25 protein-coding genes are annotated in these 24,847 nt (G+C 61.9%); 6 read left to right on the top strand and 19 right to left on the bottom strand.

Annotated elements, in window-relative coordinates; genetic code table 11:
- Nucleotides 1-5: 5 nt before the first annotated feature.
- The 7 genes from G4D79_RS10150 to G4D79_RS10120 form a co-directional block, all read right to left on the bottom strand.
- The gene (locus G4D79_RS10150; RefSeq protein WP_007732675.1) at nucleotides 6-794 is read right to left on the bottom strand and encodes an SDR family NAD(P)-dependent oxidoreductase; all 789 of its coding nucleotides are present in this window, start codon (nucleotides 792-794) and stop codon (nucleotides 6-8) included.
- Between the two features lie 78 nt (nucleotides 795-872).
- Nucleotides 873-1,523 (bottom strand): PaaI family thioesterase, encoded by a 651-nt coding sequence (locus G4D79_RS10145; RefSeq protein ID WP_003940283.1) that lies wholly within the window; start codon nucleotides 1,521-1,523, stop codon nucleotides 873-875.
- Nucleotides 1,523-2,392 carry a MaoC/PaaZ C-terminal domain-containing protein gene (locus G4D79_RS10140; RefSeq protein WP_042448411.1) on the bottom strand — a complete coding sequence of 290 codons (870 nt, stop codon included), beginning with the start codon at nucleotides 2,390-2,392 and terminating at the stop codon, nucleotides 1,523-1,525. Before G4D79_RS10140 ends, G4D79_RS10145 begins: the two co-directional genes overlap by 1 nt.
- Nucleotides 2,392-3,594, bottom strand: a complete 1,203-nt coding sequence (locus tag G4D79_RS10135; protein WP_003940027.1) for a lipid-transfer protein — start codon at nucleotides 3,592-3,594, stop codon at nucleotides 2,392-2,394. Before G4D79_RS10135 ends, G4D79_RS10140 begins: the two co-directional genes overlap by 1 nt.
- Nucleotides 3,595-3,601: 7 nt before the next feature.
- Nucleotides 3,602-5,782, bottom strand: a complete 2,181-nt coding sequence (locus tag G4D79_RS10130) for an acyl-CoA dehydrogenase (RefSeq protein ID WP_007732680.1) — start codon at nucleotides 5,780-5,782, stop codon at nucleotides 3,602-3,604.
- A gap of 34 nt (nucleotides 5,783-5,816) precedes the next feature.
- Nucleotides 5,817-6,980: a steroid 3-ketoacyl-CoA thiolase gene (locus G4D79_RS10125; RefSeq protein ID WP_064688117.1), complete on the bottom strand. Its 1,164-nt coding sequence runs from the start codon at nucleotides 6,978-6,980 to the stop codon at nucleotides 5,817-5,819.
- A gap of 192 nt (nucleotides 6,981-7,172) precedes the next feature.
- Nucleotides 7,173-7,799, bottom strand: a complete 627-nt coding sequence (locus G4D79_RS10120; RefSeq protein ID WP_030536987.1) for a TetR family transcriptional regulator — start codon at nucleotides 7,797-7,799, stop codon at nucleotides 7,173-7,175.
- A gap of 153 nt (nucleotides 7,800-7,952) precedes the next feature.
- Between G4D79_RS10120 and G4D79_RS10115 the strand changes: the two genes are divergently transcribed.
- Nucleotides 7,953-9,485, top strand: a complete 1,533-nt coding sequence (locus tag G4D79_RS10115) for an FAD-dependent oxidoreductase (protein ID WP_180279589.1) — start codon at nucleotides 7,953-7,955, stop codon at nucleotides 9,483-9,485.
- Nucleotides 9,486-9,567: 82 nt separating this feature from the next.
- Here the strand turns inward: G4D79_RS10115 and G4D79_RS10110 are convergent, their stop codons facing one another.
- From G4D79_RS10110 to hsaA, 8 genes are all read right to left on the bottom strand, one after another.
- Entirely contained in the window at nucleotides 9,568-11,478 is a 1,911-nt protein-coding gene (locus tag G4D79_RS10110) for an alkyl/aryl-sulfatase (protein ID WP_099697521.1), read from the bottom strand.
- 163 nt (nucleotides 11,479-11,641) lie between these two features.
- Nucleotides 11,642-12,193, bottom strand: coding sequence for a pyridoxamine 5'-phosphate oxidase family protein (locus G4D79_RS10105; RefSeq protein WP_099697520.1), 552 nt, complete (start codon nucleotides 12,191-12,193; stop codon nucleotides 11,642-11,644).
- A 30-nt stretch (nucleotides 12,194-12,223) separates the two neighbouring features.
- Nucleotides 12,224-13,240 carry a TIGR03617 family F420-dependent LLM class oxidoreductase gene (locus G4D79_RS10100; protein ID WP_042924836.1) on the bottom strand — a complete coding sequence of 339 codons (1,017 nt, stop codon included), beginning with the start codon at nucleotides 13,238-13,240 and terminating at the stop codon, nucleotides 12,224-12,226.
- A 1-nt stretch (nucleotide 13,241) separates the two neighbouring features.
- Nucleotides 13,242-14,123 carry an SMP-30/gluconolactonase/LRE family protein gene (locus G4D79_RS10095; RefSeq protein WP_099697519.1) on the bottom strand — a complete coding sequence of 294 codons (882 nt, stop codon included), beginning with the start codon at nucleotides 14,121-14,123 and terminating at the stop codon, nucleotides 13,242-13,244.
- An 81-nt stretch (nucleotides 14,124-14,204) separates the two neighbouring features.
- A complete protein-coding gene (locus G4D79_RS10090; RefSeq protein ID WP_030536982.1) occupies nucleotides 14,205-14,666 on the bottom strand; it encodes an SRPBCC domain-containing protein in 462 nt (153 codons plus the stop codon).
- Nucleotides 14,659-15,018 (bottom strand): helix-turn-helix transcriptional regulator, encoded by a 360-nt coding sequence (locus tag G4D79_RS10085; RefSeq protein ID WP_058037663.1) that lies wholly within the window; start codon nucleotides 15,016-15,018, stop codon nucleotides 14,659-14,661. Before G4D79_RS10085 ends, G4D79_RS10090 begins: the two co-directional genes overlap by 8 nt.
- 66 nt (nucleotides 15,019-15,084) lie before the next feature.
- Nucleotides 15,085-16,377 carry a glutamine synthetase family protein gene (locus G4D79_RS10080; protein ID WP_099697518.1) on the bottom strand — a complete coding sequence of 431 codons (1,293 nt, stop codon included), beginning with the start codon at nucleotides 16,375-16,377 and terminating at the stop codon, nucleotides 15,085-15,087.
- 38 nt (nucleotides 16,378-16,415) lie between these two features.
- A complete protein-coding gene (gene hsaA, locus G4D79_RS10075; RefSeq protein WP_042448427.1) occupies nucleotides 16,416-17,582 on the bottom strand; it encodes a 3-hydroxy-9,10-secoandrosta-1,3,5(10)-triene-9,17-dione monooxygenase oxygenase subunit in 1,167 nt (388 codons plus the stop codon).
- Between the two features lie 237 nt (nucleotides 17,583-17,819).
- Here hsaA and G4D79_RS10070 point away from each other — a divergent pair, with 237 nt between their 5' ends.
- The 4 genes from G4D79_RS10070 to G4D79_RS10055 are packed head-to-tail and all read left to right on the top strand — an operon-like array spanning nucleotide 17,820 to nucleotide 20,586.
- Complete coding sequence (locus G4D79_RS10070) at nucleotides 17,820-18,983, top strand: Rieske 2Fe-2S domain-containing protein (RefSeq protein WP_003940257.1); 1,164 nt, start codon at nucleotides 17,820-17,822, stop codon at nucleotides 18,981-18,983.
- A complete protein-coding gene (locus G4D79_RS10065) occupies nucleotides 18,961-19,257 on the top strand; it encodes a hypothetical protein (protein WP_003940353.1) in 297 nt (98 codons plus the stop codon). Before G4D79_RS10070 ends, G4D79_RS10065 begins: the two co-directional genes overlap by 23 nt.
- 30 nt (nucleotides 19,258-19,287) lie before the next feature.
- Nucleotides 19,288-20,076, top strand: a complete 789-nt coding sequence (locus G4D79_RS10060) for an SDR family oxidoreductase (protein WP_020909164.1) — start codon at nucleotides 19,288-19,290, stop codon at nucleotides 20,074-20,076.
- Between the two features lie 51 nt (nucleotides 20,077-20,127).
- Nucleotides 20,128-20,586 carry a nuclear transport factor 2 family protein gene (locus G4D79_RS10055; protein ID WP_054187461.1) on the top strand — a complete coding sequence of 153 codons (459 nt, stop codon included), beginning with the start codon at nucleotides 20,128-20,130 and terminating at the stop codon, nucleotides 20,584-20,586.
- Between the two features lies 1 nt (nucleotide 20,587).
- On the opposite strand, the gene G4D79_RS10050 is transcribed toward G4D79_RS10055, so the two are convergent.
- Nucleotides 20,588-21,382 (bottom strand): SDR family NAD(P)-dependent oxidoreductase, encoded by a 795-nt coding sequence (locus G4D79_RS10050; RefSeq protein ID WP_003940521.1) that lies wholly within the window; start codon nucleotides 21,380-21,382, stop codon nucleotides 20,588-20,590.
- A gap of 214 nt (nucleotides 21,383-21,596) precedes the next feature.
- Here G4D79_RS10050 and G4D79_RS10045 point away from each other — a divergent pair, with 214 nt between their 5' ends.
- On the top strand, nucleotides 21,597-22,175 hold the full coding sequence (locus G4D79_RS10045) for a GNAT family N-acetyltransferase (RefSeq protein WP_003940097.1): 579 nt from the start codon (nucleotides 21,597-21,599) through the stop codon (nucleotides 22,173-22,175).
- Here the strand turns inward: G4D79_RS10045 and G4D79_RS10040 are convergent.
- The 3 genes from G4D79_RS10040 to G4D79_RS10030 all read right to left on the bottom strand — a co-directional run bounded on the left by G4D79_RS10040 (nucleotide 22,166) and on the right by G4D79_RS10030 (nucleotide 24,807).
- Complete coding sequence (locus tag G4D79_RS10040; protein ID WP_003939682.1) at nucleotides 22,166-22,672, bottom strand: ClbS/DfsB family four-helix bundle protein; 507 nt, start codon at nucleotides 22,670-22,672, stop codon at nucleotides 22,166-22,168. The genes G4D79_RS10045 and G4D79_RS10040 overlap by 10 nt on opposite strands.
- An 87-nt stretch (nucleotides 22,673-22,759) precedes the next feature.
- On the bottom strand, nucleotides 22,760-23,695 hold the full coding sequence (locus G4D79_RS10035; RefSeq protein ID WP_214514237.1) for an alpha/beta fold hydrolase: 936 nt from the start codon (nucleotides 23,693-23,695) through the stop codon (nucleotides 22,760-22,762).
- A 32-nt stretch (nucleotides 23,696-23,727) separates the two neighbouring features.
- Nucleotides 23,728-24,807, bottom strand: coding sequence for a dipeptidase (locus G4D79_RS10030; protein ID WP_007732718.1), 1,080 nt, complete (start codon nucleotides 24,805-24,807; stop codon nucleotides 23,728-23,730).
- Nucleotides 24,808-24,847 lie beyond the last annotated feature (40 nt).

Here is a 24,847-nt window from a genome sequence, read left to right as displayed (position 1 = left end):
GTCGATCAGTCGACGGTCGGCGCCCACTGCACGCCGTTGATGTGCCCACCACCGTCGACGAAGAGGGTGTTGCCGGTGACGTAACGGCTGTCGTCACTTGCCAGGAAGGCCGCAACGGGGCCGATGTCGTCGAGGGGATCGCCGATCCGCCCCATCGGGTTCTGTGCGGCCATCACTGCCACGTTCTCCGGATTGGCTTCGGCGACTCGCTTGTACGCCGCACTCTGCGCACCGGGACAGATGACGTTGCAGTTCACCTGCTTGGGAGCCCACTCGCGGGCAGCAGTGCGAGTCAGGGTTCGCAATGCTTCCTTCGCCGCGTTGTACTGCACCGAGTACATGTGAGCATTCACGCCGTTGAGGCTGCACATGTTGATCACGCGGCCCGTGCCGTGACGCTCCAGTTCCGGCAGGGCAGCCTGCATCGCCCAGAATGCCGCCATCACTGCCATGTCGAAACCGCCGCGCAATTGCTCGTCGGTCATCTTCTCGAGCCGAGCGAAACCGAAAGTCCGCCAAGCATTGTTGACCAGGATGTCGAGGCGTCCGAACCGCTCGACGGACTTGTCGACCATGGCAACAACCTGAGCTTTGTCAGTGACGTCGGTCCGGACGAATTCCGCCTCCGCGCCCCATTCGTCCCGCAACCACTGGGTGGTTTCGAGGCCCGCTGCCTCGTCGATCTCGGCAACCAACACCGACGCGCCTTCACGCGCGAACGCGCCCGCCACTCCGCGCCCGATGCCCATACCGGCACCGGTGACCACTGCTACACGTCCGTCGAGCTTGCCCACTGGGCCCTCCTTCGTCAGAACCCCTGTGCGCCTTTTTGGTAGTTCCCACTACCAAAAAGGCGCACGGGGGCGAAGCCCCTACCTGGGGCGCGGCACGGTCTTGTCGATGAACAGTCCCTCTACCGACACACACAATTCGCCGTCCGCAGTTTTGATCTCACCGACGGTGTGAATCTTGCGGCCGTCCTTGGACAGGAATTTGCCGCTGATCGTGAGGGGCTCGAACAGCGGAGTCGGGCGATGGTACCGAGTGCTCAATTGTGCTGTCATGCCGGAAGTTCCACCCCAGGCGTTCGCGACGCCGAGAACGTGATCGAGCAGCAGCGCCGAAACACCGCCGTGCACATGGCCGGGAGGGCCCTGGTACGGCAGCGTCAACGTGACCACTCCCTGCACCGACCCGTCAGCGAGCCCTTCCAGTACGAGCGGCGGCGCAATGGCGTTCTCGGGGCCGGTCACGGGGTCGTGACGAGTCACGCCCTCACCGTTCCACATGTCGATCAACCGCTCGGCCACCTCGGGTGAGTGCTGTTCGAGATGCTCTGCAATGCTGTTGAGCTCCTCCGCAACCCGGTCCAAATTGGCGTTTCCGCGGTCGGTGCGCAGCATCGCGTCGACAACGCGACGCGCTGCTGCCGTGGCCCGGTCGACCGGGGCGTCCTGCGGCGGCGACGTCAGAATCGTGCCGCCCGGATGTGTCGCTGCTGTGGGGTGCGAACCGAGGTCCATCAGTTGATCTCCATTGTTGCGTGCGTGAGAACCGGGGAGTTCTCGCGTTCGGGGCACGTCGCCGCCAACGTCAGTGTGTTGCCGTCCTGCCATACCGAGGTGGTGATGGATTCGCCGGGGAAGAGCGAACCGGCAAACCGCACCGAGTAGTTCTTCACCCGCGTCGGATCTCCGTCGAGAATCCCGTCTACCACGGCCTTGCAGACGATGCCGTACGACGCGAGGCCGTGCAGAATCGGTGCATCGAAGCCCGCCATCTTCGCGAAGGAGGGATCAGCGTGCAGCGGGTTCATGTCTCCACTGAGTCGGTACACCAGCGCCTGTGAGGGACTCGTGCTCGACGTCAGTACCTTGTCGGGCGCTCGATCAGGCACCCCGGCAACAACTTCGGGTCCGGCGTTGCCGCCGAATCCACCTTCGCCGCGCGCCCAGATCTGCATTCCGGTGGTCCATAACGGATTCCCGTCCAGGTCCTCGGCCGCCGTCTCGAGAACGATCACAGCTGCCTTTCCCTTGTCCCAGACATCGGCGACCCGAGAGGAAATACGGGCAGCACCCGTCGACGGGATGGGCGCGTGAAGTGCCAGCGACTGCCCACCGTGCAGGATCTTTCGCAGATCGATGTCGATTCCCGGCATACTCATCGACGGTGCGGGCAGTACACCCGCCGAAACTCCCTGGCCTGCAACCATTGCAAACGTCGGGAGTACCTTCAGCCCCTTTTCGTACACCCAGGTCAGTTCAGCGGGATCGAGAGCATTCACCCCTGCCCCGAGTCCCAATTGGTAGAGCATGACGTCGCGATCGGTCCACGACGCCTCGCGCACAGTCGGTTCGGCGGCCAACGCCACCTCGAGATCGATAGCCATCAGTTCTCCAAAGTTCCGGCTCGGTAGACCGTCACGACGCACGCGCCGCCCAGTCCGAGGTTGTGTTGCAAGCCAATACGAGCGCCTTCGACCTGCCGCGCATCCGCGGTCCCGCGGAGCTGCCACGTGAGTTCGGCGCACTGCGCCAAGCCCGTCGCGCCCAGCGGGTGTCCCTTCGAGATCAAACCACCCGACGGGTTGACGACCCACTGGCCGCCGTACGTGGTCGCGCCGGATTCGACGAGCTTTCCGCCTTCTCCGACCGCGCACATCCCCAGGCCCTCGTAGGTGATGATCTCGTTGATCGCGAAGCAGTCGTGCAGTTCGATGACGTCGACGTCATCGATGGTGATCCCGGCCTGCGCAAAGACCTGCTCTGCCGCAGCTGCCGTCATCGGCGCGCCGACCACGTCGATCATCGACTTCTCGGCGAACGCTGCCTCGGTGTCAGTGGTCAACGCCTGTGCGACGATTTCGATCGCCCGGTCTTCGAGGCCGTGCTCACGCACGAACTTCTCGCTCACGACGATCGCGGCTCCGGCGCCGTCCGAGGTCGGCGAGCACTGCGAGCGTGTCAGCGGCTCGTGAATCATCTTGTCGCCGAGTACCTGTTCGAGGGTGTACTCGTCACGGAACTGTGCGTACGGATTGTTCACCGAATGCTTGTGATTCTTGACCGCCACCGCTGCGATCTGCTCGACCGTGGTGCCGTACTTCTTCATGTGCTCGACGGCAGCGTTACCGAACAGCTGAGCTGTCATCGGCGATCGGGCGAACCCGTAATCCTCGACCATGATCTTCAGCTGAGAGTCCAAGGTCGTGACCTTGGGCATCTCACCGTTACCGGTCAACGCCGTTTTGGTCATCTTCTCGAAGCCGACGGCCAAGGCGCACTCGGCTTGTCCGGCCTGGACCCACTCGCGCGCCATCATCAGCGCCGTCGAGCCGGTCGCGCAGTTGTTGTTGACGTTGAAGATCGGAATGCCGGTCAGACCGGTCTCGTAGAGAGCTCGCTGTCCTGCTGTCGACGCGTTGAACACGTAACCGACCGCAGCACGCTGAATCTGGCCGTAGCCGATCCCGGCATCGGTCAGGGCATTCGAGACGGCTTCGGTCACCATGTCCGGGTATTCCCAGTCGCGGGTCTCGATCTTCTCGAACTTGGTCATGCCGACGCCGATGACGAAGGTGCGATTGCTCATGTGCAGGTCACTTTCCCGGTTCAGGGTCGCGAGGCAGACCCAGGATTCGCTCACCGATGATGTTGAGCTGAACATTGGTTGTACCACCCGCGATGGACATGCACTGCGAGTTCAAGAACATCTGGGTTGCAGACATCCGATGCTGTTCGCCCAGAAGTGAACTCGGTCCGGCCCACTCCATTGCCACGTCCCAGACCTGCTGGATGTGCTCGACACCGATCAGCTTCGCCACCGAGGATTCGGCACCCGGCTGCGCGCCGGTGAGCGAGCGCAGCGTGGTGCGCAGACCGAGCAGACCACCGGATTGCGCGTCGCACAGCACCTTTCCGAGCACGGTCAGCTGCTCGTCGTCGATGCCACCGGGCAGTCCGTCGACCAGGCTCAGAAGAGCCTCGCCACCCGATCCGAGCGACGAGTCGTTGGACAGCGAGACACGCTCGTTGGCCAGCGTGGTGCGAGCGAGCTTCCAGCCGTCGCCTGGCTCGCCGACCAGGCACTCGTCGGGAACGAAGACGTCGTCGAAGAAGACTTCGTTGAACAGTGCTTCACCGGTGATCTCGCGAAGCGGGCGAATGTCGAGGCCGCTGTTCTTGATGTCGATCAGGAAGTAGGACAGACCCTTGTGCTTGGGGGCGTCGGCGTCGGTGCGCGCGAGGCAGATTCCCCAGTGCGCGTCGCGTGCCATCGACGTCCACACCTTCTGGCCCTGCAACTTCCAGCCACCATCAACCTTGGTGGCCTTGGTGCTCAGCGCCGCGAGGTCGGAACCTGCGCCGGGCTCGGAGAAGAGCTGGCACCAGACGATGTCGCCGCGCAGTGACGGCGGGACAAACTTGGCAAGTTGCTCTTCGTTGCCGTGCGCGATGAGCGTCGGGATGACCCAGTTGCCGATGATCATGTCGTGCGGCTTGATCTTCGCAGCGCGCAGCTCTTCGGCGATGACCAGCTGGCTGACGGCATCGGCGGATTTGCCCCACGGAGCCGTGAAGTGCGGTGCGGTGTAGCCCTTTTCCGCGAGATACGTTTTCTGGGCGGCGCCTTCGAGTTCGAGTGCAGGAGCGAGCTCGGCTCGGACGTCGGCTCGGATCGCCTCGGCCTCGGGCGGCAGCTCGACGCTGAGCACGCGACGGGTTCCGGCAATGGTCAGCTCGGCAACGCGACGACGCCAGGATGCCGTGGAACCCAGCAGAATTCGCAGGGACTGCGCGCGGCGCAGGTACAGGTGCGCGTCGTGCTCCCACGTGTAGCCGATTCCGCCGAGCACCTGGATGCAGTCACGCGTGACGGAGAAGCCAGCCTCGAGGGCCGTGGCTCCGGCGACGGCTGCTGCGAGAGAAGCCTCTTCGGCACCGACGCCGTTGGCGGGAGTCAGCGCACGCGCAGCGTCCCAAGCGCAGACGCGTGCCTGCTCGGCAAGCGCGAGCATACGTGCAGCCTTGTGCTTGACACCCTGGAACTGGCCGATCGGGCGACCGAACTGCTGACGCACCTTCGCGTAGTCGGCCGACGTCGTGACTGCCCAGTCGGCCAAGCCTGATGCCTCGGCCGCGAACAGTGTTGCGGCAATGTCCAGTACACGCTGGGTATCGATGGTGAGGATCTCGGAATCGGTGAGCACCAAACCGTCGACGGTGACCTCGGAGTTACGACGCACGACGTCGTAGCTGGCCAAGTCCGTGACCTCGAGGCGGTCACGTCCGAGCAGAACGAATCCGCTGTCCGTCGCGAGGAGGAACAGGTCAGCGACATGGCCGCCGAGAATAAGGCTGGACGTTCCGCTGAGGGTGGTGTTGTCGCCGTCGCGGGTGATCTTCAGCGAACCCGGCTGCAGTGCAACAGCTCCGAGCGTGCTGCCATCCACGAGCGTCGGCAGTCTGTCCGTTTCTCCGGCATCGCTGAGAACAGCGCTGACCACTACCGTCGGCAGGAACGGTCCGGGAACCATCGAGCGTCCAAGTTCCTCGACGACGATGGCGAGTTCGACCAATCCGTATCCTGCGCCGCCGAATTCCTCGGCTACGTGTAGTCCGAGAAGCCCCTGCTCGGCAAGCCCGTTCCAGAGTTGGGGGCGAGTTTCGACCTTCGCCTCGACGGCTTCACGGACGACGGTGGGTGTTGCGTGACGCGCCGCCCAGCCCCGTACGGAGTCGCGGAGGTCACGATCTTCTTCACTCAATCCAATAGTCATGTCTACCTCGTCAATTCGACAGTGTCAGTACGGGTCAGATGCGTTCGATAATGGTGGCGGTCGAGAGAGCGCCACCGGCGCACATCGTGACCAGAGCCGTCGACTTGTTCGAGCGCTCGAGTTCGTGCAGCGCAGTGGTGATCAGACGAGCGCCCGTGGAACCGACGGGATGTCCGAGCGCGATCGCACCACCGTTGACGTTGACCTTGGACAGGTCTGCGCCGTGAACCTGCGCCCAGGAGAGCACGACCGAGGCAAAGGCTTCGTTGATTTCGACGAGATCGATGTCGTCCAAGGTCATTTTGGCCTTGTCGAGCACCATCTGGGTGGACTCGATCGGCCCGTCCAGGTGATAGAAGGGATCGGATCCGACCATGCCGGACGCGACGATCCGCGCGCGGGGCTTCAATCCCAGTTCCTGTGCGCGCTCTTCGCTCATCAGCAGTACCGCAGCCGCGCCATCACTGATCTGCGACGAGTTGCCGGCGGTGTGGATATGGCCTTCGATGACCGGCTTGAGCCCAGCCAGCGCTTCTGCCGTCGTCTCACGCAGTCCCCCGTCGCGAGTGACAGTGGCGATCTCACCGGTAGGCACGCCTTCCTTGTCCACCACGGGAGCCTTGACGGGCACGATCTCGCGGTCGAAGCGTCCTTCTGCCCAAGCCTTAGCTGCGCGGCGCTGCGATTCCAGACCGAACGCGTCGACGTCGGCGCGCGTGATCCCACGCTTCTCGGCAATTCGCTGCGCGGAGGTGAACTGGTCACCCATGTCGATGGTCCAGTCGTCCGGGTACGGGTTTCCCGTTCCCGGTGCGTTTGCCTGACCCAGGAACACACGGCTCATAGCCTCGACGCCGCAGCCGATACCGGCCGAGATCTGACCAGACGAAATCAGGCCGGAAATCAAATGCACTGCCTGCTGGGCGGATCCACAGGCGCAGTCGATAGTGGTTGCCGCGGTGCTGTACGGCAATCCGGCGTGCAGCCACGCCTGCCGCGTGACGTTGTTGGACTGCTCACCTGCCTGGGTGACACAGCCGCCGATGATCTGTCCGATGTCTTCCGGTGCGACGCCTGCCCGTTCGAGAACGCCGAGCTGCGCTGCTCCCAGAATCTCGGCGGGGTGCAGTCCCGCCAGGGCGCCGCGACGACGGCCGATCGGTGTCCGAGCGGCCTCGACGATGACTGCATGACCCATGATGTTCGCTCCTTCGTGGAGTTTTCGGTCGGTGAGCTGGCTCACCGTCTAATTTTCTGTAATTTATTCTATTAATGATGTCAGGGCAATGTCCGGATTGACATCAACTCTCAACTGATGCGGATTCAAAAATAGAATTGATTTCAATTTTGCGAACATGACGAACCCACCCCAGAGAGGGGCGAAGTCACGTCAGTGCCGTGAGAGATTCACCAGAAGCAGGTCGCATCCCTTGCGGATGTCGTACTCCGCATCGGGGATGGAGATTCGACCGTTGAGGCACGATTGGATGACCCCGAACCACAACTGCATCAGCAGACGCAACCCGGTGTTGTCTTCCTCGGTGGGGTTCTCGATCCCGGCCGCATCGAGAATGATCTGCCGGAAGCCGCGATCGATCTTTCCCACGTCCGGCACCGTCGCGACGTTGGCGGTACTGGACGACTGCAGCATCGCAGTCGAGAGAGCCGGCCGACGCAGTAACCCGCGAGTCGCGCGAACCAATACCTCGTACACCGCATCCTGCGGATTGTCCGACTGAACCTGATGCCTGACAAAGCTGGCACCGATCTGGTCGATCTGCTCGACCATCACAGCGACGAAGAGGTGCGTCTTCGAGGGGAAATAGCGATAAAGAGTGCCGATGGCCACGCCCGCCCGCTTGGCGACCTCGTGCATCTGTACCCGTGAGAGTTCCTTCTCGGTCCCCAATTCGGCCGCCGCTTCCAGCATCCGCACATGGCGCGCCCGCTGCTCGTCCGAACTGGGCTCTGCAGCGTCCCTGACCTCGGCAATTCTCGGCAACGTCGCCCCCATCATCGATTCTGTGTCCCGGTCGCGAACGATTTCGCCAATTCTCTCATCTCGACCACCCATCTCGGCATATTGCCCGCTCAGTGGGACCTGGCATGGCCTTCTCTCCCCGTGCGGTATTCCGTGGACACCCCACCCTCTTGGAGTTAGGACGCAATGATGCAGGACTGGACCACCGAGTGCGACGTGTTGGTAGTCGGCTCCGGCGGCGGCGCGCTGACCGGCGCATACACCGCGGCAGCTCGAGGATTGACGACGATCGTCCTCGAGAAAACCGATCGCTTCGGCGGAACTTCCGCGTACTCGGGCGCATCCATCTGGCTGCCGGGAACCCAAGTACAGGAACGTGCGGGACTCCCCGACTCAACGGAGAACGCACGCACCTATCTGCGCGCATTGCTCGGCGACGCCGAGTCCGAGCGCCAGGATGCCTATGTCGAGACCGCTCCCGATGTCGTCGCACTACTCGAGCAGAACCCGCACATCGAATTCGAGTTCCGTGCGTTCCCCGACTACTACAAGGCCGAAGGCCGGATGGACACGGGACGCTCCATCAACCCTCTCGATCTCGATCCCGCCGACATCGGTGACCTCGCCGGCAAGGTGCGTCCGGAACTCGACCAAGACCGCACCGGTCAGGATCATGCTCCCGGCCCGATGATCGGTGGGCGCGCACTGATCGGCCGACTGCTGGCCGCAGTCCAGAGCACCGGTAACGCAGAACTTCATACCGAATCCATCCTCACCTCCCTGATCGTGGAAGACGGTCGGGTTGTCGGCGCCGAGGTCGAATCCGGCGGCGAAACCCAGCGAATCAAGGCGAACCGCGGTGTGCTGATGGCAGCGGGCGGCATCGAAGGCAACGCCGAGATGCGTGAGCAGGCCGGCACCCCCGGCAAAGCGATCTGGAGTATGGGTCCCTTCGGCGCCAACACCGGTGACGCGATCTCCGCCGGAATTGCTGTCGGTGGCGCAACCGCTTTGCTCGATCAGGCGTGGTTCTGCCCCGGCGTCGAGCAGCCGGACGGCAGCGCCGCATTCATGGTCGGCGTTCGCGGCGGACTCGTCGTCGACAACGCGGGCGAGCGTTACCTCAACGAGTCTCTCCCGTACGACCAGTTCGGCCGGGCCATGGATGCGCACGACGACAACGGTTCTGCAGTGCCGTCGTTCATGATCTTCGACTCGCGCGAGGGTGGCGGACTACCTGCCATCTGCATCCCGAACACGGCGCCCGCCAAGCACCTCGAGGCCGGAACCTGGGTCGCCGCCGACACTCTCGAAGAACTCGCCGCCAAGACCGGACTGCCGGCCGACGCATTGCGCAGCACTGTCGAAAAGTTCAACGATGCCGCAAAGCTGGGAGTCGACGAAGAGTTCCATCGCGGCGAAGACCCGTACGACGCATTCTTCTGCCCACCCAACGGCGGCGCGAATGCGGCACTGACGGCGATCGAGAACGGTCCGTTCTACGCGGCCCGCATCGTCCTCAGTGACCTCGGCACCAAGGGCGGATTGGTCACCGACGTCAACGGTCGAGTCCTGCGTGCCGACGGCAGCGCCATCGACGGCCTGTACGCCGCCGGCAATACGAGCGCGTCACTGAGCGGCCGCTTCTACCCCGGTCCTGGCGTTCCGCTCGGCACGGCCATGGTCTTCTCGTACCGAGCAGCCCAGGACATGGCGAAGTAACGAAGTAACACAGTTCAATCGCACTGTGTGGCAACAGATCGTGGGGCAGCCGATATCGCAATCGGCTGCCCCACACTCTGTCTCACGGCGTCGCGATGTTGAAATTCGGGTCGAACACGTCCATGATGTCGGCAAAGCGCGACAGTGTCGAGACGTCGCCGTCGTGCGTGACCTTCCCGCTTTCGAGAATGGCGGATGCCTTGCCCGGTTGGAGCAGGATTCCGGCAAGTAACGGCTTCGGGCCCGTGACCGTCAGCTGCGCGTCGGGTGCACGTCCGGAGCGTGCGTTCAGCACCGCCCGACGCACCCACATGTTCCAATCCTGCTTGGTATCGGCAAAACTGAAGTTGATGGAAATGTCGACGTCGTTCGCCTTCTCCGCAACGAGATGCACACCGGCGTAGTCGAAGAGCAGATCTATCGGCATCGACAGAATCGTGTCCGTGCTGTCGGTGTTGACCTGGCCGGCACCGGTCACCCCGTTTCTCAGTTCCATTGCGGTGGCGAGGAAAATCGACCGATACTGCGGCACTTCCTGTTGATACCCGAGCTGTTCGTAGGCATCCGCCTGTAGATTCTTCGCTTCCTCGTCGTCAGAATCGGCGAATACCAAGTGATGAAGAAGCTGCACCGCCCACCGATAATCGCCTGCATCAAAAGCATTGCGGCCCTCGGCGAGTATCTTCTCCCGCCCGATCAAGTCGACGTGCCGCTTGGCGTGATCCTCGGGCAGCAACGGCAGGATCGTCGCAGGGTCACCGTCCCAGAAGCCGAGCTCCTTGTGGAACACAGCGCGCACGTTGTGGTGCAGTCCGCCGTGGTAGTAGCGGTTGTACCACTTCTGTCCGATGGCTTCCGGTAGCCGGACGACCTCCGCAGCTTCGAGCGGCGTGTAGCCCTGGTTCGCGAACCTTAGCGCCTGGTCGTGAATGAACTTGTACATATCCCGTTGTGATTCAAGGAATTCCACCACCGTGGCGTTCCCCCACACCGGCCACGTGTGCGGACCGTGGTGAACTTCGACCTCGTCGCCCCACCGCACCAAAGTCTCATCCAGGTATCTGGCGAAGTTGCGCGCATCGCGGGTGCGTGCGCCTCGGATCGTCTGGATGTTGTGCATCGAGTGATTGGCGTTCTCGGCACAGGTGAGCGCTTTGATGGCCGGGATCCAGATATGCATCTCCTCCGGCGCTTCGGTGTCGGGAGCGTAGAGGAACTCGAAGTCCCACCCGCCGAGATTGCGTACCTCACCGGTCTTGGTGATGCCGTCGGTGGGCGGAATGTAGGTCATGTGGATGTTCATCCCGTCGGCGCCTGATCCCAGACCGACGGTCACCAGACCACAATCACATTGGGGCAGAATCAAACCGAAGGTGTACCCCATCCGCCGCGACATCGCATTGCCGGTGATGACGTTCTCGCCGATCGCAAACTTGTTGAAAGACTCGATGGTTCCAGGCGCGACGATCGGAATCTTGCCGGACACCACGTCTGCTTCGTCGACGAGGCCCTTGACGCCGGCGTAGTGGTCGAAATGCGTGTGGGTATAGATGATCGCGACGATCGGCTTGTTGTTGCCGAGTTCACGGCGGAAGAGTTCCAGGCCTGCTTTGGCTAGATCAGCGCTGGTGGTGGTGTCGATGATGACCAGTCCGTCCGGCGCATCGACAATGGTCAGGTTAACCGCGAACCTGACTTGGTACAGCCCGTCGACAACCTTGTAGAGCCCGCAGCGCCTCACCAACTGCGACTGCCGCCACAGACTGGGGTTCACAGAGTCAGGCGCTTGCTTGTCATCGGTGATGTACTCCAGAGGTTGACCGTCGTGAATCAGATCGCCCTCGTCGTTGAAGACCTGATCGTTCTCCCACCCGGCGATGAACCCGCGGTCCGCGTCGCCGAAATCCTCCCGGTCAGACATGGGATAGTCGTCGACTGCCGCGCGATTGACCTCGACGGTGAACGGTGTTGCAGGCTTGGTCTCAGCACCCATGAGCACTCTCCTCCGGTCCTTGTGTCCTCGTCCACGCAAGAACGCGATGCCATCGACGTGACCTCACGCGGAACCCTCTGCAACCAATCTGGTGGCCACGCGGAATTCGCGCATCACCCATCGCAGGTGAGACGGCGACTGAACAACGGACAGGACCAGAGCGTCACTCCGGGTCGAGACCGGGCAACCCGTCCACACTCTTCGCGTTCTTCTCGGCGCGATAGGCGATGAGCCGCTCCGGCCCCCTCTTCTCCGCTACGCGGTCGAGCACGTCACGATCGGATTGGTAGTCCATCAGCGGTACTGCGAATCCGCACGAATCCGAAATGCGCGTCAGATCGACCACGACGATCGACCGCAGCCCCGGATGCTCGGGGAACCTACCGACAAGCTCGTTGAACGGTTCCGACCCTGCAAGCAGAACGTGTCCGTGACCGTGCAGTCGTACGATCTTCGGTGGTCCGTCAAACGCCATGAACATCAGTGTTATTCGGGAGTTCTCGCGCACGTGCGCGATGGTTTCCACACCGCTGCCGGTGAGGTCGAGGTACGCCACCCGGTTGGATGTCAGCACCACAAACGATCCGACTCCCCCTTTGGGTGAGCAATTGACCAACCCGTCAGCAGACAACGGTGCGGTGGCAACGACGAACAGCGGTTGAGCCTGCAACCACGTGGTGAGCTTTTCATCGATGCCTTCGTAGACGCGCCCCATGTCGAGAGTGTAGTTCGCGCCGACTGGACGTCACGGGGCAGACGCTGCGGCGGCTCGAATCTCCTCACACATCGCTGCGAAGACGCGGTCGTCGGCGGGATTCGCCGGCACCGCCAGTGCAATGCCGTCGCAGAGACTCGCGTATTTCGAACTCAGCACCTCGGGGAGTTCGGCGTAGGTGCATTGCGTGACCAGCCTGTCGAGAACATCGTCGGTGAGGACGTCAGGTAGTCGAGCCCAATCACCTGCCCGCGCCATCACTGTCAGTTCTTCCCCGACCTCGGATAATCCGAGGACCTCCAGCGCGACTCGGTACGCCGGAGTGGAGTAGAGAAAGGCAAGTTCACTGCGCACCGCTTCTCGTTGAGCAAGTATCGCGGCAGGATCTTTGCCGGTGATCATCTTCGGAACGGCAATCAGTCGCGGCTTCCTTCCTCCTGCCGTCAACGATGGAATGATCCTCTCCGCGAGCACCTTCGGATGGGAGCTGGTGGGGTGAGAAACAAAACCGTCGGCGACGGCTCCCGCCAGTGAGCACATGCGTGAGTTCACTCCCCCGGTCCAGATCTCCGGAGCCGGAACATCGAGCGGCCCCGGATTGAAGTAGGGCTGCAGCCGGTCGAAGGTGTAGTGCGTTCCGGCATGGTCGAGTTCACCGCCCTCCTGAAACACTCGGAAGATCTCGCGTACAGCGCTGACGTAATCACGCAGTTGCGCAACAGGATCCGTCCACGGCATCGAGTACCGCCCGACGATGTTCCCCCGAACCTGCGTCGCAAGCCCCAGTTGAAATCGCCCACCTGAGAAACCCGCAAGATCCCAGGCAGCCAAAGCCGTCACCATGGGACTGCGCGCAAACGCGACAACCATCGACGTCCGGACAGTGAGAGTACTGCTGTGCTCGACGGCCAGGGCCGCCACCGCAAACGGATCACGAATGGTTTCGGAGATGTGCACCGTGTCGAAACCAAGGTTCTCGATGCGTCGGACGTGCTGAGCTACCTGCCGCAGCGGAGTGTCGGCAGGTAGCGAGGTCACCAATTCCATATCAGCCCAGAGGCTCCAGGCGAATCGACAGCAGCTTTCCCTCGGTAGCCACCTTGCGAGCGTGTTCATTGAAATCCGGGGCGGCACAAACGAACAGGGTACGACCGTCGGAACCGCCGAGCCCGCAAGCGAAGACACCGCTGTCGAAGGCAATTTCGTCGACTATCTCCCCGCTGGCGCCCACATGAAGAACACGGCTTCCGAGGGCATCGGCCACCCACATCGAATCGTCTCCGTCGATACAACACCCGTCCGCCGCAACGACGATCTGAGCGAGGGTGGTCTCCATCTCGGGTCCACCAGGCACCGGCCCGAACGACGCCCAGTCGCGGCGTTCACCCAGAGAGCCGTCGGCCTGGACGGCAAACGCACTGATTCGATTTCCCAGCGTTTCGTCCACGAGCAGATCTCCGGTCGACGTCAGAGCCATTCCGTTGGGGAAGTGGAGATCTCGCGCGACGACGTGCACCGATCCGTCGGGGTCGACGCGGAGGAGATCTGCCGTCTCGACGGGGGCCAGGTTCATCAGGTCGAACCCGAAGTTGCCCACGTACGCTCGTCCCTGTGCGTCGACCAGCATGTCGTTGACGTTGGCACTGACGTACCCGGACAAGTCTGCGTGCACCACCAACTCGCCATCGGATTCTCGCCGCAGAATCTTCTGGTCCCGCATGGAGACGACCAGTAGTCTGCCGTCCGGAAGCCACCCCAGTCCGGACGGCTGCCCTGGAACCTCCGCCTCGACGCGTATGTCGGTCCCGTCCTCGCAGGCCGAAATCACCTGGTAGGTGTAGAAGTCCGATACCCAGATCCGGTTCTCGTGCCAGCGCGGGCATTCGAAGTAGGTGTATCCCTCGAGAACTACCGCAACTTCTGGTGCCATCAGGCTCTCCTGCGTCGGTGAAGAATGGACTATCAGCCCCATTCAATCACCGGCACCGCTGTCGCGGTGTCCGATTCCCGACTAGTCGCCGGCGCGAACTTCGTCCAACACGTCGAAAGCGGATTCCCATCCGTCGTACACATTCCCGTCACCCTTGAATCCCGGAATTCCTACCAGGTGGAAGGTCATTTCGGTTTTGTCACCCCGTTCTGCGAGCGTGACCGTTATCCGAGGTGCGGCATCCACCGGATCACTCGGATTTCCCCAGGTGAAGACCAGCCTCTTCGGCTCGTCGACCTCGAGATAGGTTCCGCCGGTGGGGTACTCGGCTCCGTTCTCGTCGTTGATCATCAGGTAGCGGTACGTTCCGCCAACTCTGGGATCGATCGTGACATGCTCACGGGGACTGCTGACACCCTTCGGATGCCACCAGCGCGCCGCCTCGTCGGGGTCGGTCCACGCCTGCCAGACAAGGTCGCGCGGCGCGTCGAAGATCCGGGTGATGGTGAATTCTGCAGTGGCATCGGCATTCCGGTCACTCATTGTCCTTCTCCTTCTTCGGTCGACGTTGCTTCAGCTCACGTAGACGCTCGTCGAGGAGGTCGAAGCGTTCGTTCCAGCCTCGCCGGTGTTCGTCGACCCAGGCGCTGGCGTCGTCGAGACCCTCTGCGCGAAGGGTGCACGTGCGCCATTGCGCGGTGGCGGTTCGTTCGATGAGACCGGCTCGCTCGAGCACCTTCAGATGCTGAGAGATGGCGGGTCGACTCATGTCGAACGGCTCCGCCAACTCACCGACGGTCATCGAACCATCAGTGAGGCGAGAGAGCATTTCACGCCTCGTCGGGTCGGCCAATGCGCTGAACACTGCATCGAGTCGGCCACTTCGCTCGTCCATGTAAGCAACTCCTTAATTAAGGAATAGCTTAAACATAGGACCTCGACATCTTGCGCGTCAACCCTTTCAGCTCCAGGTATATCGAAGCCGCTCGACGGTTGTCGCCTCGTCCATCTGGGAGAAAGTCTCGCGTTCAACTCCCTTCACTGACACCATCGCTTCGATGATCGACTCCCCGAAGATTTCCTTCGCCACCGAGGAGGAGTTGAACTTCTGCACTATCTCGCGCAGATCGGTGGGGACTCGGGTCACCCCGCGCTCATCACGTTCCGCCTCCGTGAGAGTCGACGGGTTCACCACAATTTCCGGCGCCAATGGCGAGGCATTGCCGATACCGATATGCGAAAGGCCAAGTATCGCAGCGGTCGCCAGATACGGGTTGGCCGATGGATCGACGATTTTCACTTCGGCGTTGGCGCCGTGTGGATTCGACGGTGACTCTGCGCAGAACCTCAGTGCCGCTTCCCGGTTCTCGAGCCCCCAACAGACGTAGGCCCCCGACCAGTTGTCCGGTCGCAGCCTGACCCCGGAGAGCGGTGAGGACGCAAAGACGGCCGTGAATTCCGTGAGGTGAGAGAGGATTCCACCCAAAGCTGATGATCCTTTGTCGGTCATCCCGTACTCCTGCCCGCCACCGGAGAAGACGGGCCGCCCACCTGAGTTCAACGAAAAGTGCTGGTGTGCACCGTTCCCTGCACCTCCGACCGTAGGTATCGGTGAAAACGAGGCCGCCAATCCGTGGGCTCTGGCAGTGCGGGTGATCAAGATCCGGGCCAGTATCACCAGGTCGGCAGCCTGAACAGGAGTTGCCGGAGCGATGGAGATCTCGAATTGATCCGGTCCGTACTCTGCATGAACTTGCTCGATATGAAGTTGTGCGCGTTCGGCATTGCGCAGAAGGTCCTTGAGGAAGTCTTCGCGGCGCAGGACTGCACCTAACCCGTACGCCGACCACGCTCCGTCGCACGCATCACCGAAAAGAGTGAACTCGATCTCGTGACCCACCCGAGCTTCCAGTCCGTCGGCGGCAAGCCGCGCCACGACGGCAGTGAGTGCGGACCGAGTACACACGGCAGCCGTCGCACCGTCTTGCTCGTGCAACGTCGCCGGCGCCCACGACACGCCCCCGCCGAGATCACGGAGGTCGGAGCGGTCGATACGCAACCGGAGATCACCCACGACGGAAAAGGAATCGGTGAAGGCAATCCGATCGTCGCTACAGAAGACGTTCCAGCTCGGTGAGACTCCCGCACCGGCTTTCTCGAAGGCACCGGTTCGGCCGGCCGGCATCACCTTCGCGCGCGCGACACCCGCCATGTCGACGATCGAGCCGATGGTCAGAGCCGGTACTTCCCTCATCCAAAGGCAAATACCCCACCCGGTGACGCGCCAACCCGTCAGATCAGGTTGTCCTCCACCGGCAGTCCGAACGCCGCCCGGCCGTAGAGCGCCAACGCGCGCTCGGGTTCGTTGGCAACGTGAACGCTGCCCGCATGAACGTCACGCCACGCACGCTCGATCGGGTTTCCGCGAGAGAGGGAGTTTCCGCCTGCCGTCTTGAAAAGCATGTCGATCGCTTCCACCGAGCGTTCCGTCGCACGAACCTGATCACGACGCGCACGCAGCCTCATCGAGAGTGGGAGCTCCTGACCGGCCACAGCAAGTTCGTACATCTCCCGGATATTGCGATCCATCTGCAGAATCGCAGCATCGATCTCCGACGACGCACGTGCGACGGCGACCTGAGCGAACTGATCCTCACTGAACCGTCCACCACCCAAACTCAGACGGACGCGCTCACGCATCACGTCCAGGTACCCCTCGTAACAACCGGCGACGATGCCCACACACGGAGCGGCAACCGTCGAGGTGAAGATGCTCCCGAACGGAAGTTTGTACAGCGGGCCAGGATTGACCGCTTGGCCAGGACCACGCAGTTGTGCGGTCTCGTAGTTGCGCTTCAATCGGTGCTCGGGAACGAAGGCCTTGTCGACCACGATCTCGTTGCTCGCGGTGCCCCGCATACCCACGACATCCCACACGTCACGGATTTCGTAATCGGTGCGCGGCACCAACACCGTCATGAAATCGACGGGACGACCATCCATGCCGACCACCATCGCTCCCAGCAACGCCCAACTCGCGTGGTCGCAACCGGAGGAGAAACCCCACTGGCCCGATAGCTCGTAGCCTCCGTCCACCGCCGTCAGTCGACCGACCGGCGCATAGGCGGACGAAATGAGCGTCGTCTGATCCTCTCCCCACACGTCGGCCTGCGCTCGGTCGTCGAAAAGTGCAAGATGCCACGGGTGCACCCCCACCACCGACGCGACCCAACCGGTCGAGCCGCAGGCAGCCGAGATGGCCCGGACCACTTCGTAGAACTGAACCGGGTCGCTCTCGGCACCTCCGTATCTTTTCGGCGCCAGCATGGAGAAGACGCCGGCTTCGGACAGCTCCCGGATGGTCCGTTCGGAGATCTTGCGCGAATCGTCGACCTTCTGAGCGCGGGCCGCGATCTTCGGAAGCAGATCACGGACTGAACTCAGAACCTTGTTGACCATGGGAGACACTCCTCGCACCGAACCGTGAGGGAGCGGATCGGCAGATAGACATAACGGCTGCCCCGTCACGATATGTCGGTCACGCGTTCCGGTGATCGGAAGTCCCGGAGGCCGGGATCAGCCGCCGGATCCTCGCGCTCGCCGCTGGTCCCGGCCAGTGAGACGAGACCCCAGAGGCAATTCACGCTCCCCTAGCGTCGGGCGTCGACACTGCCCCTGGAAAGGACGGGACTCATCGTGACGATCACTCAGTCCGACAACGACGAGGTTCGCGAGATCCAAGCTGGAACCGCGCCTACACGCTTTGCGCGTGGATGGCACTGCATTGGGCTCACGGAGTCCTTCAAGGACGGCCAGCCGCACTCCATCGAGGCGTTCGGCACCAAGCTCGTCGTCTTCGCCGACAGTGAAGGCAACGTCAAGATCCTCGACGCGTACTGCCGCCACATGGGTGGCGACCTGAGCCAGGGCACCATCAAGGGCGACGCCATTGCCTGTCCGTTCCACGATTGGCGCTGGGGCGGCAACGGCAAGTGCCAGAAGATTCCGTATGCACGCCGCGTTCCCCCGCTGGCCAAGACGCGCGCCTGGCAGACCCTCGACCAGGACGGCATGCTCTTCGTCTGGCACGACCCCGAGGGCAACCCGCCGACCGACGACGTAGCCATCCCCCGTATCGAAGGCGCGCTCAGCGACGAGTGGAGCGACTGGGTCTGGTACACCACGACCGTCGACACCAACTGTCGTGAAATCGTCGACAACATCGTCGACATGGCGCACTTCTTCTACGTGCACTACTCCTTCCCGACGTACTTCAAGAACGTCTTCGAAGGCCACGCCGCAACGCAGTACATGCGCGGCGTCGCTCGCTCCGATATGCGTCCCCACGCAGCAGGCACCCCGAAGATGGTCGGCAGCAACTCGGTTGCCACGTACTTCGGCCCCTCCTTCATGGTCGACGACCTGACCTACGAGTACGAGGACTACAACGTCGACTCTGTGCTCATCAACTGCCACTACCCGGTCAGCGCTGACAAGTTCGTGCTCCAGTACGGCATCATCGTCAAGAAGTCGGATCGCTTCCAGGGTGAAGCCGCCGATGCGATGGCCGCGAACTTCGGCACGTTCATCGCCAAGGGCTTCGAGCAGGACGTCGAGATCTGGAAGAACAAGACTCGCATCGAGAACCCGCTCCTGTGCGAAGAGGATGGCCCGGTCTACCAGCTCCGCCGCTGGTACGAGCAGTTCTACGTCGACGTCGCGGACATCGCTCCCGAGATGACCGAGCGCTTCGAATTCGAACTCGACACCGCGCGACCTGTCGCAGCCTGGCAGAAGGAAGTCGAAGACAACCTCGCTGCCAAGAAGGCAGACGAAGATGCAGCCTCTTCAGTGCGCTGAGTGCAAGGCTCAGGTCCTGGTCCAGAAGAACAGTTGGGAACACACCACCGTTCAGTGGAGTGACCAGGCCCGCGCCCAGTGCCTCGAAATCGCCGACGACCGTGAATTCGGGCAGCGAGAGGGACGACCCGGTGCCCCTCGCAAGCAGTGCGGCGCCTTGATCGCGTCCATCGTGAACGCTGCAACAGCGGGCGAACTCGAGATCCTCAACGACGAGCCGGTGCCTCAGCCGATCGTCGACGACAGCGAACCCGTACCGACTCCGTTTCACTAGTCAAGCCAACATCTTTCGAAGAAGGTAGTAATGATCGATCCTCAGTACTACGGCCCGTGGGCAGTCATCGCCGGCGGTTCAGAAGGTGTCGGCGCAGGGTTCGCCGACGAGCTCAGCAAGATCGGCATCAACCTCGTTCTCATCGCCCGCAAGCCGGGCCCGCTCGAGGAGACCGCAGCCAAGGCACGCGCCAACGGCGTCGAAGTACGCACTCTCGCATTGGATCTGCTCGTTCCGGACGCACTCGATCAGATCAAGGCGGTCACCGACGACGTCGAGGTCGGCCTGCTCATCTTCAACGCCGGCGCCAACAGCTACGGCCACGAGTTCGTGACCGGTGATCTGACGGGATTTGCCGGAGTCATCGAGCTGAACATCAACAAGCAGCTCGAACTCTCGCACCACTTCGGCGGATTGATGAAGGATCGCGGACGCGGCGGCATCATGCTGCTTGGTTCGCTGGCCGGATTCATGGGCTCCGAGCACCAGAGCATCTACGCGGCGTCCAAGGCATTCGGGCGCATCTTCGCCGAAAGCCTGTGGCTCGAACTCCAGCCGTACGGCGTTCACGTCGTCGAGTTCATTCTCGGTGTCACTCGCACACCCGCTATGATTCGCGCGGGACTGAACTTCGACATCCCGGGCATGAACGTCGCAGAGCCCGAAGATGTTGCACGTGAAGGTCTCGAACACCTTGCCGACGGCCCGATCTGGGTGGCTGCAGGAAACTACGAAGGCGCCAAGAAGCGCAGTGGCTTCCCCCGAGACAAGATGGTCAAGGGTGCTGCCGAAGCGATGCGCAAGCTGCTCAACCGCTGACATCTGCTGTGCGCCTTTATTAACCCCCCGACGTTAAGAAAGGCGCACAGCATGAGCATCGACATCACCACTCTTCTCGACGAACGCGAGATCACCCGCTCCATCTTCGAGTTCGCCCGAGCCATGGATGCGCGAGCGTGGGATGAACTCCACCGGATCATGACGCCGGACGCTACGGCAGAATTGGGCACCGGAACTCTGCGCGGACCCGCCGAGGTAGTGGCGTCCATCCGCTCGTTCCTCGACGAGTGCGGTCCCACCCAACATCTGATCGGTAACGTGCTGGTCGAGGTGGTCGGCGATCTCGCCACCAGCCGCTCCTATGTCAGCGACATGCATGTGGGCACCGGGAGCAAGGCTCACCTGAACTTCTTCACCCTCGGCGACTACCACGACTCATGGGCGCGGATCGACGGAAAGTGGCGAATGACGCACCGCACCAAGCATTCACACGCCAGTCAGGGATCCATCGAGGTTCTGGGCGCCGGCCCCAGCGGTTGGCGGAGCTGATTCAGCTCAACATCGACGAACGGCCGGTCGCGAGCGGACTCTTGCTGGTGAGTCCGCCGTCGACCACCAGGGTCTGCCCCGTCATGTAGCGAGATTCGTCCGAAGCCAGGTAGACCATGGCATGCGCGATGTCTTCGGGTTCGCCGAGGTAAGGCAGGGCGTTTGCCTGCTTCATGCCGTCGATGACATCAGCGGGGATGTTGTCCACGAGAGCGGGTGTCATGATCGCGCCCGGCGCTACGGCATTGCACCGAACGCCGTTTGCTCCGTACTGGACTGCGATGTACTGCGTCAGACGAATGACTGCCGCTTTGGCGGATCCGTAGGCAGACTGCAGGGAATCCCCGATCAATCCACCTACCGAGGCCGTGTTGACGATCGATCCTCCACCGGCACTGTTCATGTGCGGAATGGCAAGTCGTGAAGCGACGACAGTGCTGCGGACGTTGAGCGACATCACGCGATCCCACTCGTCCAAGTCCATCCGGAGCAGGTCGAGATCCTTGCGCGGGTTACTACCGCCCACGTGATTACACAGGACGTTGATGCCGCCGAATTCGGCGACCGCCTTTTCGATCATCGCTGCCAGAGAGTCCTCGTTCATGACATCGACGCCGAAACCCATTGCATTGCCACCGGTCTCGCGAATCGCCACCGCCGCTTCCTCTGCACGCGCAGGATCGAGGTCGGCGACCAGCACCTTGGCGCCCTCTGCCGCCATGAGTTGTGCTGCTGCACGCCCGATTCCACTGGCGGCGCCTGTGATCACTACATTCTTGCCTTCGAGCCTGTTCATATCTGTTCCTTTCGCGGAGAATCGCCGTACCCGGATCTCACGTGCCCGGAGTTGACAGCTCGGCGATTGCCCGATCACTACCAGTCAACGCAGGATCGACAGCCTCGTCCAACTTTCTTGAATGAACTCACAAGTACGTGACCACGACCCGCGCACCTGCTACACCGCCGAAATCGAGTGGCGACGGAGGACCTCACTGTGCTGAAGTGGCACTATGCAGAATTCTGTTCGACCGCTGTCCATCGACGACCTCGACCGTGCCGCCGAGGTTCTCGGCGAGGCGTTTGCCGACTACCCCTGGACGAACTGGTGCGTCGCCGAAGACTCCCACGTGGAACGCGTCGCGACTCTGCAACGGATCTACCTCGAACACCTGGCACTACCGTTCGGGCGTTCCTACATCGACGATTCCGGCAACGGCGTCATCGCAGTCCTGCCGCCGGACACTCCAGAGCCTGATGAAACGACCGTCGAGAAGATCGTCGAACTGCACGGAGATCGGTTCGAGCGCGTTCTTCAGGCTGACGAACAACTGTCTGCGCTTCCCGTCCCCGACAACGCGTGGTCGTTGGCAACGATCGGTACGACGCCGCGCTCACGCGGAACCGGATTGGGTTCTGCGCTACTGAAACATGCTTTGGCGGAACTGGATCGAACCGAACAGAATTGCTGGCTCGATACGTCGACCGAACGAAATCTACCGCTGTACCAACGGTTCGGTTTCACGATCGTCGGCCAGACCTCGCTCCCCGACGGACCGGACGTATGGCGGATGCATCGACTTCAGGGCTGATTGTTCGACTTCAGCACTCGCCGAATCATTTTCGACAACGACGCGTATTGGGTGATCGTGTTGACGGCGATCCACCTCGAGACCGGCCACGTCCGGGTCCACGAGAAAACCCCGACCGACAGCAGGTGATCGTCGTCAAGGGTCTCGATGTAGTTGCGCAACATCGCAACAGCAGCTCCCAAGCGGTCACGAAGCTCCTGAGCCGGAATGTCGATGCTCGCGTCGACAACCGACTGGTTCAGTGCGGGTGTTTGCGTCCACTTGTAACCCGCCGCCGGCGTCTGCGGAGCCTCGTCTCGCAGCCCGGCACCTATCCACTCTGCGACGGCCTCTGCCCACCAGACACGCACAGCGAGTACGTCGTGCACCGTCCACGCGTCGACGGCAACGGCGTCGAACGCATCGGCCTCGGCGACGCCGTCGAGTAACGCTTCGAGTTTCGAATACGCCGAGTCCAGCTCGCTCACCAGTTCTTCGCGTGACCAGGTCTGCGCCACAATGCCTCCGAACGATCAGTGGAGAAGAAAGAAGCGGGACCATCTCGACTCGATGGCCCCGCCTCCAACTTTAACGTCCTCCCGGATTCAGTTCAGCTCACCCAAGAACCTCCCGAGGTTCTCGGCGATTTCCTTCGACCTGGTGTGGTGCAGGTAGTGGTCTCCGTCCAGCAAGATCACCTCTCCGTGATCGACGGAGGCTGCCTGCCCCTCGTGCAGCTCTGTCCAGCCCTGAACTTCTGAATTGTTCACGGCGAACAACAGAATCGGAAGATCGGCTGGGAACGTCTTGCCGATTGCTTCAGCGAAGTTACTGGAAAGATGATCCATCTCGTTGAGATAGGTATCGCTGAAGTTGTTCTTCGCAGTCAACTGTCGCATCTCGTCCTTTGCGGCGGGATCGAGGTACTCGTCCGAGGCTTCACCACCGACGACCTTGGACAGCAATTCCGCCAAGCCCAATTGCCTTCCAACTCGGAGTGCGTCGATCGGGAATTTGGTATCCATGTTCGGCTGCCCTGGAACACTGCTGTCGATACCCACGAATGCGGTGACCTCGTCACGGTACTTCGCGGTGTAGTCCAGCGCATAGAGACCAGTGATCGAGTGCCCCATGAGGATGTATTCGTCAATTCCCAGCGACTGTACTGCCGTATGAATCTCTTCGACGATGTTCGCAGTCGTGCGGTCCTTGTCCGTTCCGTCACTGTAGCCGTAACCGAAGGGCTCGATCGTGACGACGCGGTAGTCGGGTGCGAGCTCGTTGACAAGCGGTGTGAAGTCGAGAATCGGTGCGGACGTTCCGAACCCGGGTAACAGCACTATGGTCTGATCGCCGTTGCCGCGGATCGAGTAGCTCATGTTCTTTCCGTCGACGGACACGAACTGGTTGCCCGTCTCCCCGGCCGGAACGCTCGCTTTGCTGGAGCCGACATTGAATACGAGCGCTATCGATACCGGCACAACCAGAACTACGGACACCGAAGCAACCAGCTTCAGTGCAACGGTACGAATCTTCTTCATTCTCATCCTCATCTTCTCGGGCGTCGATACGGCTAGGAAAGGCTCGACATCGAGGCCGCACTGGTCTCGTCGAGCACACGCAACACGTTGTTGCCCATCAGCTTTGCCAAGTCCTCCGCGGACCAACCGCGTTCCGCCAGACGGTCTATCAACACCGCGAAACCGGATACGTCCTGCATACCGTCCGGAAAGTCGTCGAACCCATCGTAGTCACTGCCCAAACCGATGTGGTCGATGCCCGCGACGTCTCGGGCATGCTCGACGTGGTCGGCGAGATGGTCCACTGTCATCGCCGGTCGTGGGCCGACTCGCCCGCCTTTGAACCACTCGTTGTACTCGGCAGAAAGGAACATGGGTACAAAGGCGATCATGATGACCCCGCCGTTGTCCGCGAGCAGTCGCATGACGTCGTCGGGAACATTACGGGGGTGACCGCATAGCTGAGAGCACGACGAATGGCTGAAAATCACCGGCGCCGACGACGTCTCGATGGCATCTCTCATCGTTTCCACCGAGACGTGCGACAGGTCGACGAGTACGCCGAGCCGATTCATTTCGCGCACGATCTCGCGACCGAAGTCGGTCAGCCCGCCGTGTACTCGAGTGTCCGTCGCGGAGTCCGCCCACCCGGTGTTGTCGTTGTGCGTCAGCGTCATGTACCGAAGACCAAGGCGCGCCATCATTCTCAGGACACCGAGCGAGCTGCCGATGCTGTGACCGCCCTCCGCGCCCAACAAGGACGCGACCTTGCCCTCGCTCCAGATGCGACGCACGTCGTCACCTGTACGCGCGAATTCGAAAGTATCCGGATATCGCTCGATCATCCGGTACACGTAGTCGATCTGTTCGAGTGTGTACTGAACCGCCTCTGGCTCCGTCCTGTCACACGGGGTGTAAACCGACCAGAACTGCGCACCGACGCCGCCGCGACCGAGTTTGTCGATGTCGGTTTGGAAGATGGAATCCTTCTCGAGATTCTCCACCGAGTATGCGGCAGTTTCGCGAGCCGTCCAGGCCAGATCGTTGTGACCGTCGATGACCGGCGCAAGGCCGTAAGCATCCAGTGCCGCGGGGTGATTCACGTCCGGAAAAGGAGCGAGAGGTTTCATCATGAGTTTTCCTCGAAAAGTAGTGCGGGCAGGTCGAGGGCCC

The sequence above is a fragment of the Rhodococcus sp. WY5 genome (assembly GCF_018588185.1).
In the GTDB taxonomy this organism is placed as follows: Bacteria; Actinomycetota; Actinomycetes; order Mycobacteriales; family Mycobacteriaceae; genus Rhodococcus_F; species Rhodococcus_F qingshengii.
Note: the sequence above shows the minus strand (reverse complement) of the source record. Positions and strands in the feature narration are given on the sequence as shown.

Bases quoted from the DNA above. Each gene is read 5' to 3' on its own strand.
- G4D79_RS10145 (WP_003940283.1), bottom strand. From the start codon at position 1,523: ATGGACCTCGGTTCGCACCCCACAGCAGCGACACATCCGGGCGGCACG.
- G4D79_RS10140 (WP_042448411.1), bottom strand. From the start codon at position 2,392: ATGGCTATCGATCTCGAGGTGGCGTTGGCCGCCGAACCGACTGTGCGC.
- G4D79_RS10135 (WP_003940027.1), bottom strand. From the start codon at position 3,594: ATGAGCAATCGCACCTTCGTCATCGGCGTCGGCATGACCAAGTTCGAG.
- G4D79_RS10130 (WP_007732680.1), bottom strand. From the start codon at position 5,782: ATGACTATTGGATTGAGTGAAGAAGATCGTGACCTCCGCGACTCCGTA.
- G4D79_RS10125 (WP_064688117.1), bottom strand. From the start codon at position 6,980: ATGGGTCATGCAGTCATCGTCGAGGCCGCTCGGACACCGATCGGCCGT.
- G4D79_RS10120 (WP_030536987.1), bottom strand. From the start codon at position 7,799: ATGATGGGGGCGACGTTGCCGAGAATTGCCGAGGTCAGGGACGCTGCA.
- G4D79_RS10115 (WP_180279589.1), top strand. From the start codon at position 7,953: ATGCAGGACTGGACCACCGAGTGCGACGTGTTGGTAGTCGGCTCCGGC.
- G4D79_RS10110 (WP_099697521.1), bottom strand. From the start codon at position 11,478: ATGGGTGCTGAGACCAAGCCTGCAACACCGTTCACCGTCGAGGTCAAT.
- G4D79_RS10105 (WP_099697520.1), bottom strand. From the start codon at position 12,193: ATGGGGCGCGTCTACGAAGGCATCGATGAAAAGCTCACCACGTGGTTG.
- G4D79_RS10100 (WP_042924836.1), bottom strand. From the start codon at position 13,240: ATGGAATTGGTGACCTCGCTACCTGCCGACACTCCGCTGCGGCAGGTA.
- G4D79_RS10095 (WP_099697519.1), bottom strand. From the start codon at position 14,123: ATGGCACCAGAAGTTGCGGTAGTTCTCGAGGGATACACCTACTTCGAA.
- G4D79_RS10090 (WP_030536982.1), bottom strand. From the start codon at position 14,666: ATGAGTGACCGGAATGCCGATGCCACTGCAGAATTCACCATCACCCGG.
- G4D79_RS10085 (WP_058037663.1), bottom strand. From the start codon at position 15,018: ATGGACGAGCGAAGTGGCCGACTCGATGCAGTGTTCAGCGCATTGGCC.
- G4D79_RS10080 (WP_099697518.1), bottom strand. From the start codon at position 16,377: ATGAGGGAAGTACCGGCTCTGACCATCGGCTCGATCGTCGACATGGCG.
- hsaA (WP_042448427.1), bottom strand. From the start codon at position 17,582: ATGGTCAACAAGGTTCTGAGTTCAGTCCGTGATCTGCTTCCGAAGATC.
- G4D79_RS10065 (WP_003940353.1), top strand. From the start codon at position 18,961: ATGCAGCCTCTTCAGTGCGCTGAGTGCAAGGCTCAGGTCCTGGTCCAG.
- G4D79_RS10060 (WP_020909164.1), top strand. From the start codon at position 19,288: ATGATCGATCCTCAGTACTACGGCCCGTGGGCAGTCATCGCCGGCGGT.
- G4D79_RS10055 (WP_054187461.1), top strand. From the start codon at position 20,128: ATGAGCATCGACATCACCACTCTTCTCGACGAACGCGAGATCACCCGC.
- G4D79_RS10050 (WP_003940521.1), bottom strand. From the start codon at position 21,382: ATGAACAGGCTCGAAGGCAAGAATGTAGTGATCACAGGCGCCGCCAGT.
- G4D79_RS10045 (WP_003940097.1), top strand. From the start codon at position 21,597: ATGCAGAATTCTGTTCGACCGCTGTCCATCGACGACCTCGACCGTGCC.
- G4D79_RS10035 (WP_214514237.1), bottom strand. From the start codon at position 23,695: ATGAAGAAGATTCGTACCGTTGCACTGAAGCTGGTTGCTTCGGTGTCC.
- G4D79_RS10030 (WP_007732718.1), bottom strand. From the start codon at position 24,807: ATGATGAAACCTCTCGCTCCTTTTCCGGACGTGAATCACCCCGCGGCA.